This window comes from Deinococcus pimensis DSM 21231, assembly GCF_000519345.1.
In the GTDB taxonomy this organism is placed as follows: domain Bacteria; phylum Deinococcota; class Deinococci; order Deinococcales; family Deinococcaceae; genus Deinococcus_A; species Deinococcus_A pimensis.
Genome location: NZ_KI912637.1, coordinates 118,121 through 125,017, shown reverse-complemented (window position 1 = coordinate 125,017; position 6,897 = coordinate 118,121). Strand labels below are relative to the sequence as shown.

The window sequence follows — 6,897 nt, the reverse complement described above, 5'->3', positions numbered from 1 at the left end:
CGGAGCTGGAAGTGGCTGCGTCCGTGGCTGCGGCGCACCAGGTTGACCAGTTCGCTGGTGTAGTCGGGCGCGTACTGCTCGACGGCGAAGAAGCCCTGCACGACCGTGACGACCTCTTTGGGCATGTCGGGGCGCAGGGCGCGCCAGTCGAAGCTCTTGTCGGCGTTCCAGTTGCGCGTCTCCTGGCTGCGGGCGGTGTACCAGCGGTACAGCCCGAGGAAGGCGCGTTCGATGAGGCGGTCCTTCTCGGCGTTCGAGAGCAGTCCGGGCGGAGTCCGCGGCACGTTGGCCAGGATGGAAGGGGGAACGATGGCACTCATAGACCAATGGATCGTACAACGGAAGCGCGTGACGAGGTTGAGCGCACGCACAACTCGCGCGGCGCGTGGTGGCCCCGAGGGAGGGGCACGGTCGCGCCGCGAGGGTGGGAAAGCTCAAGGAATCTCAGTTGAGGTTCAGCACCTCCGCGAGGGGCGCGGGGCAGTCGCCGCCCGTCGTGAGGGCGCACAGGTGAGCCGGGAGCGTCGCCGCGCCCTGCGGACGGCGGCAGATCTGCTCGCCGCACTTGATGCGCTCCGCGAGGCCCACCGTCTCGGGCATGGGCGTGTCGGAGAGGTCCTCGCGCAGGAAGCGGATGAAGCGGCGGTAGTGCTCGATGGCGGCGTACCGGCCCTCCACGACGGAGAGGCAGGTCATGAGCTTCTGGTGGTAGTTCTCGCCGATGAAGGGATCGGCCCGCAGGGCGCGAACGAGCGCGCCCACGGCGCCCTCGCAGTCGCTGCGTTCGCAGTGGACGAGCGAGACCTCCACGCAGGCGCGCACGTACGCGGCGCGGTGCTCCTCGCGGGCGCGCTCGGCCCAGTCCTCGCGGACGTGAGGGAGGTACTCGCCCGCGTAGACGGCGAGCACCCGGCGGTAGGCGCGGAGGCGCCCGGCGGCGTCCTCGGTGGTCTGCGCCTCGTGCAGGGCCGCGTGGACCTGCTGCACGTCGGACGCGCGGAACACCTCGGGCGCGAGGTGGTAGCGGCCGTACGCCTCCGTCATGGCGCCCGACCAGCCGAGCGTGGCGCGCAGGCGGTGAGCGGTGACGCGGAAGCGGTTGGCGCTCGCGGCGTCGTCCTCCAGACCCCACAGCTCCTCCAGGATCTCGGCCTTCGTGGCGCCCTCGGGACGCGACAGGAGGTAGAAGAGGAGCTCGCGGGCGGAGGCGGACGGCCACGCGGCCTCCGCGCCCCCGACGAGCACCTCGGCGCGGCCGAAGGTGCGGATGACCAGCGCCTCGCTCGTGGGAACGGGGCCGGGCGTGGCGGGGGCGGTGCGGGCGCGCGGGGTGCTCATGCCCCCAGGGTCGCGGGGGGCCGTTACGAGGGCGTTACGGCGCGTCCCGGGTCAGGTGGCGGCGGCTTCGGCCCCGGCGGGCGCGGGCGTCACGAGCGCTTTCAGGACGTCGGAGACGGTGTCGACGTGCATGTTCATGAGGTCGGAGGGCTGCATGGTGTCCCTCCTGACCGCAGCGTGCGCCGGGCGGATGTCCGCGCCGTCACGTCCTCCCCGATGAAGGCGGACCTCGCGCCTTCTCATGAGAGGTCCGGGTACAATGAGGGTGAATGAGAGCCGGGGGGTGCTCCCGGATGAGGTGACCTATGCTCGACGACATCGCGGAACTCAACCAGTCGTGGCGCTCCTCCTTCGTGGGCAGCGCGTACCGTGCGCGGGTCGACGCGCTGGAGGCGGCGGGACTGCACTTCCGCTGGGAGGTGCCGCCTCACGGCAGCCTGCGCTTCAGCGCCCTCGACGCGGAGGGCGAGGTCGTCGCGAGTCAGGACGCCTGGGTCGGCGCGACGAAGGAGATGCTGGTGTCTCTCGTGCTTGAACGCGCCGAGGCGCGCTTCGGCACCGTCAGCGCGCCCATCCTGTGACGCCGCGCGTGCGCTAGGCTCTGGGGCATGGTTCCCAGCGTCGGCGACCTCGCCCCCACCTTCGATGCCGCCCGCGACGACGGCGCGCCCTTCGCGCTGTCCGACTGGCACGGCTCCTGGGTCGTGCTGTTCTTCTTTCCGCGCTCCGCGACCACGCACTGCCAGATGCAGGCGCGGCGCTTCCAGGCGCTCCTGCCGGAGTTCGAGAAGCTCGGCGCGCTCGTCGTGGGCGTCAGCAGCGACACCGCCGAGCGGCAGGGCACGTTCCGCTCGGTCTGCCGCCTCGACTTCCCGCTCGTGCCCGACTCGGAGCTCGCGGTGTGCCGCGTCTACGGCGTGCTGGAGGACGCGCCCGTCGAGGAGGAGCCCACGCCGCGCGCGCGGCGCGAGACCTTCCTGATCGCCCCGGACGGGCGCGTCGCGCGTCGCTGGGCCCCCGCCGACCCCAACTCGAACGCCGCCGACGTGCTCGCCGAGCTTCGCGCCATGACCGCCTGAAGAGCGAGATAGTGTCCACCTTACGTTTATCGGGCCCGGTGGAATGGTTCGATGCGACATGCACGAGACGCAAGGGACGGGCGCGGCGGCCACGGACATCAGCACGCAGGACATGATCGGCGTCGCCGACATCGGCGTCGTCGGGCTCGCCGTGATGGGCGAGAACCTCGTCCTCAACATGGAGGGGCGCGGCTTCACCGTCGCGGTCTTCAACCGCACCGTCGCCCGCGTCGACGACTTCGTCGACGGGCGCGCGGCGGGCCTGCGCATCGTCGGCGCCCGCTCTCCCGAGGCGTTCGTGCGGGCCCTCAAGCCGCCCCGCCGCGTCCTGATGATGGTGCGCGCGGGCGACCCGGTCGACCAGACCATCGAGCACCTCCTGCCCTACCTGGAGCCCGGCGACATCCTGATGGACGGCGGCAACAGCCACTTCGCGGACACCGAGCGCCGCGCCGCCCTGCTGCGCGAGCGGGGCCTGCTGTACGTCGGCACGGGCGTCTCCGGCGGCGAGGAGGGCGCCCTGCACGGCCCGAGCATCATGCCCGGCGGTCACGCGGAAGCCTGGCCGCACGTGGGCCCCATCTTCCAGGCGATCGCGGCGCGCGTCGCGGACGGCACGCCCTGCTGCGACTGGGTCGGCGCGGGCGGCTCGGGGCACTTCGTGAAGATGGTCCACAACGGCATCGAGTACGGCGACATGCAGATGATCGGCGAGGCGTACGCCCTCATGCGCGGCGCGCTCGGCTTCACGCCCGAGCGCATGTCGGAGGTCTTCGCGCGCTGGAACGAGGGCAGGCTCGACAGCTACCTCGTCGAGATCACCGCGCGCATCCTCGCCACAAAGGACGACGCCACCGGGGTCCCCATGGTGGACGTCATCCTCGACACCGCCGGGCAGAAGGGCACCGGCAAGTGGACCAGCACCACCGCCCTCGACCTCGGCGTGCCCGCCGCGACCATCGCGGAGGCCGTGTTCGCGCGCTGCATGAGCGCCCTCAAGGACGAACGCGTCACGGCGTCGGGCGTGCTCGCCGGACCCGACGCGGCCTGGCAGGGCGACGCGGACGCCTTCGTCGCGGACCTCGAACTGGCGCTGTACGCCAGCAAGATCTGCTCGTACGCGCAGGGCTTCTCCCTGATGCGGCTCGCCGCCGTGGAGTACGGCTGGCAGCTCGACTACGGCCGCGTCGCGCAGATGTGGCGCGGCGGCTGCATCATCCGCGCCGCGTTCCTCGACGACATCAAGGCCGCGTACGACGCGTCTCCCCTGCTGCCGAACCTGCTGCTCGCGCCCTTCTTCCGCGACGCGCTCGCGGGGGCGCAGGGCGCCTGGCGGCGCGTGGTGGGCGCCGCCGTGACGCTCGGCATTCCCGTGCCCGCCTTCTCCAGCGCCCTCGCGTACTACGACGGCTACCGCTCCGAGCGCCTCCCCGCGAACCTGCTGCAGGCTCAGCGCGACTACTTCGGCGCGCACACCTACGAGCGGGTGGACCAGCCGCGCGGGAAGTTCTTCCACACCGACTGGACCGGCGAGGGCGGCGACACGGCCAGCACGCCCTACACCGTCTGAACTAGAAGAGGCTGCCCTGCGGCGCGGGCCGATCCGGCGCGGCGTCCTCCGGACGGGGACCGCTCACGGTCAGCCCGCGCGTCTCCAGGGCCTCGCGCAGCATCGGGATGTTCTTCAGGGCGTGACCCTTGGTGGTGTTCTGGAAGAAGACGTAGAGTTCCTCCAGGTCCCCCTCGACGTCGGCGATCTTGGTGGCCCACTCGTCCATCTCGGCGCGGGAGTACAGGTAGTCGTGGCGTTCGGCGGCGCTCTTGCCCTCCCACCAGGTGCCGCTGTTGCGGCCGTGCAGGCGCAGGTAGCCCACCTCGCCCGTGACGAACACGCGCGGTTCGGGCATGCCGCCCACGGGCGGGTAGTCCGGGCTGACCCAGATGAGGCCGAACTCGCTCATGCCCTCGCGGACCTCGGGTTTGTCCCAGCTGCCGTGCCGCATCTCCACGGCGAGTTCGTGCCCGGCGAAGCGCTCCGCGAGCTCCAGGAGGTACTTGCGGTTCTCGGTGGTGCGGTGGAAGGAGTAGGGGAACTGCGCGAGGTACGGCCCCATCACGCCCGCCTCGCGCAGGGGCTGGGGGCTCTGGAGCATCCGGTCGAAGTCGCTGTCCTGAGGTTTGCGTTCGTGCGTGAAGACGGAGTGGAGCTTCACCGCGAAGCGCGTGCGCCCCCCGGACTTGCGGACCATGCCCTCGAAGGCCTTGAGGCCGGGGATGCCGTAGAAACTGCTGTTGAGCTCCACCGCGCCGAAGTGCCGCGCGTACACCTCCAGGAAGTCCTGCTTCTTCGTGCCCTCGGGGTAGAGCAGACCGATCCAGTCCTCGTTCGTGTAGCCGCCCGTGCCCAGGTAGATGCGCATGCTCCATTTTCGCCCTGTTGGAGCGCGCGTGGAGTTTCGAGTGGGTTCATGGCGCAGCTCCACGTGCGCGAGCTCCGACTGGTGAATGAAGGTCGATTGCCGCTGTCGGGGTGTTCGTGAACGCTGGCCAAGGGGGCCTTCACGGATCAAGAGGACATGAAGGTGTGAAGTTTCATACGCTGCGTTCGAGGGACGGTCGAAGCCACGAAGACACCCGCCTCAAGGAGCACCTCCCCAAGGAGCACCTTATGCGCCGTCTGACGATCTCCACGCTCGCCATCGCACTCGCAGCTTCCGTGTCCGCAAGCGCCCAGACGCTCAACTCCACCAATTCAGCCCACGTGTGGCTGCAGACCAAGTCGGGTCCCGCCGGGCTGGTGGACTTCTACGTGAACGGCCAGCTGGTCGCCCGCAACATGTTCCCCTACGGCATCACCTTCGAGCCGATGACGATGCCGCTCGGGAACGCCGTCTTCCTCGTCGTGCCCGCCGGGATGGCGCCCGGAACGGCCGACCTGATGTCCAAGTCGCTCAACGTCGCCACCGCGGGCCGCAACTACGTGATGGTCTTCAGTGACGGCAAGTTCGACGAGGACCGCTACAAGATGGACCTGAACGGGTACCGGATCCCCCGGTAGGTGCGACCATTCACCCACCACATGCCGTCCCTCAACGGCAGGGAGGCGCGAGCTCACGGGCTCGCGCCTCTCCATGTCCGCACGCTCAGGTCCAGCAGGAATCGGGCTGCCCTTCCGGGCCGATCACGGGGAGGCCGACGCAGGGCGGCGTGGGCGGCTGGGCGGTCCGCCCGCAGGCGCCCAGCAGCAGGGCGAGCAGGCACAGCCACGCGGGAAGGGAGCGCCCCACGGAGCGCGCGGACGACGTGGGCGAGGGCTTCACGTCTTTAATGTACTCCTCACGGGTCCCGCATCGTGTTCACACGTGGGCCTCTACGGGCGCGCCCGCCTCAGTCCTCCAGTTCCGGCAGGGACGAGACGCTCAGCGCCCGCTCTCCCCTTCCCTTGGGACTCTGCCCGATCACCGTGAAGTACGCGTGCCGCCCGCTGGTGTCCTTCAGGACGGCGGGCGTGGTGCCGTCGAACTCCGCGAGGTGCACGTGCGCCTCCGTCATCCAGCCGTCCGCGTTCCACGCGCGCAGCGCGAAGGTCTGACCGGGCACGCTGACGAGGTCGAGGACCTCCAGCGTCTCGCGGAAGGTGAGCTGGACGAGCCGCGTGTGCTCTCCGAGGTCGTAGAGCCGGGCCCGGCGCAGTTGCGGCCCCTCGGGCCGTTCGCGCAGGCGCAGGGTGGCGCGGGCGTCCACCTCCACGTCGTCCGGGTCGCGACCGCGCAGGACGGGCGTGGTCAGGACGCGCTTCACGTCCTCGGCGGTGATGGGGCTGGTCAGCACTTCGAGCACACTGCGCTTCATCACCCACAGTAGGCCGCGTCCACGCGCCGCCCGCCGTGAGATTTCCGTGGTCAGCCGCGTTCCGTGAGAGCGTACACGACGAGGTGGTGACCGTCCGGGTCGAGCAGGTCGAAGGTGCGGCCGAAGCCGAGCTCGCGCACCTCGCCCACCGTGACGCCGAACGCGCTCGCGGCGGCGTGGCAGCCGTCCACGTCGTTCGTCTCGAAGCCGAGCTCCACGTCGCCGGACCCGGCGAGTTTGTGCGGCTCCTCCGTGGCGCGGTCCTTGAGGCTGAGGGTGCACGCGCCGGGCGCGCTCAGGATCAGCATGGCGGGCGGCGCGGACCTGCGGGTGTCCACGGCGAGGCCGAACACCTCGGCGTAGAAACGGCGCGAGCGGTCCACGTCGCTCACGAGGAGGTTCACGTTCCGCAGCGCGGCCGGACCGGTGAGGTTCGTCATGCCTCCAGGGTGAGCCGCCGTGGGCCGCCCGTCTTGAACATTTCCGACAGGGCGCGCGGCGTGCGGCCGCTGAAGCGCCGCACCTCGCGGGTGAGGTGCGCCTGGTCCGCGTAGGCGAGGTCCACCGCGAGATCCGCGAGCGCCGGTGGGGTGTCCGAGGCGAGCGCGAGGAGCGCCGCCTCGAACCG

At 70.7% G+C, this 6,897-nt stretch carries 10 protein-coding genes and 1 pseudogene; 4 read left to right on the top strand and 7 right to left on the bottom strand.

Annotated features, from left to right (window positions below; genetic code table 11):
- Nucleotides 1–320: pseudogene (locus DEIPI_RS41315) on the bottom strand (acyl-ACP desaturase); the annotation flags it as partial.
- Nucleotides 321–444: 124 nt separating this feature from the next.
- Nucleotides 445–1,338, bottom strand: coding sequence for an AfsR/SARP family transcriptional regulator (locus DEIPI_RS29845; RefSeq protein ID WP_084474115.1), 894 nt, complete (start codon nt 1,336–1,338; stop codon nt 445–447).
- Between the two features lie 305 nt (nt 1,339–1,643).
- Here DEIPI_RS29845 and DEIPI_RS0109355 point away from each other — a divergent pair, with 305 nt between their 5' ends.
- The 3 genes from DEIPI_RS0109355 to gnd are packed head-to-tail and all read left to right on the top strand — an operon-like array spanning nt 1,644 to nt 3,987.
- On the top strand, nt 1,644–1,919 hold the full coding sequence (locus DEIPI_RS0109355; RefSeq protein ID WP_027481615.1) for a hypothetical protein: 276 nt from the start codon (nt 1,644–1,646) through the stop codon (nt 1,917–1,919).
- A gap of 27 nt (nt 1,920–1,946) precedes the next feature.
- Nucleotides 1,947–2,417, top strand: coding sequence for a peroxiredoxin (locus tag DEIPI_RS0109350; protein ID WP_027481614.1), 471 nt, complete (start codon nt 1,947–1,949; stop codon nt 2,415–2,417).
- Between the two features lie 58 nt (nt 2,418–2,475).
- Nucleotides 2,476–3,987, top strand: coding sequence for a decarboxylating NADP(+)-dependent phosphogluconate dehydrogenase (gene gnd, locus DEIPI_RS0109345; protein WP_245588536.1), 1,512 nt, complete (start codon nt 2,476–2,478; stop codon nt 3,985–3,987).
- Nucleotide 3,988: 1 nt separating this feature from the next.
- Here gnd and DEIPI_RS0109340 read toward each other — a convergent pair whose 3' ends face one another.
- Nucleotides 3,989–4,837, bottom strand: coding sequence for a DUF72 domain-containing protein (locus tag DEIPI_RS0109340; RefSeq protein ID WP_027481612.1), 849 nt, complete (start codon nt 4,835–4,837; stop codon nt 3,989–3,991).
- Between the two features lie 248 nt (nt 4,838–5,085).
- Between DEIPI_RS0109340 and DEIPI_RS0109335 the strand changes: the two genes are divergently transcribed.
- A complete protein-coding gene (locus tag DEIPI_RS0109335) occupies nt 5,086–5,475 on the top strand; it encodes a hypothetical protein (protein WP_027481611.1) in 390 nt (129 codons plus the stop codon).
- Nucleotides 5,476–5,560: 85 nt separating this feature from the next.
- Here DEIPI_RS0109335 and DEIPI_RS37610 read toward each other — a convergent pair whose 3' ends face one another.
- From DEIPI_RS37610 to DEIPI_RS39385, 4 genes are all read right to left on the bottom strand, one after another.
- Nucleotides 5,561–5,737, bottom strand: a complete 177-nt coding sequence (locus tag DEIPI_RS37610; protein ID WP_157463568.1) for a hypothetical protein — start codon at nt 5,735–5,737, stop codon at nt 5,561–5,563.
- 67 nt (nt 5,738–5,804) lie between these two features.
- Nucleotides 5,805–6,269 (bottom strand): hypothetical protein, encoded by a 465-nt coding sequence (locus tag DEIPI_RS0109325; RefSeq protein ID WP_045233976.1) that lies wholly within the window; start codon nt 6,267–6,269, stop codon nt 5,805–5,807.
- A 50-nt stretch (nt 6,270–6,319) separates the two neighbouring features.
- Nucleotides 6,320–6,709 (bottom strand): VOC family protein, encoded by a 390-nt coding sequence (locus tag DEIPI_RS0109320; RefSeq protein WP_027481609.1) that lies wholly within the window; start codon nt 6,707–6,709, stop codon nt 6,320–6,322.
- Nucleotides 6,706–6,897: hypothetical protein (locus DEIPI_RS39385; RefSeq protein ID WP_027481608.1), on the bottom strand; the 192-nt coding region annotated here is incomplete at its 5' end. The genes DEIPI_RS0109320 and DEIPI_RS39385, both read right to left, overlap by 4 nt.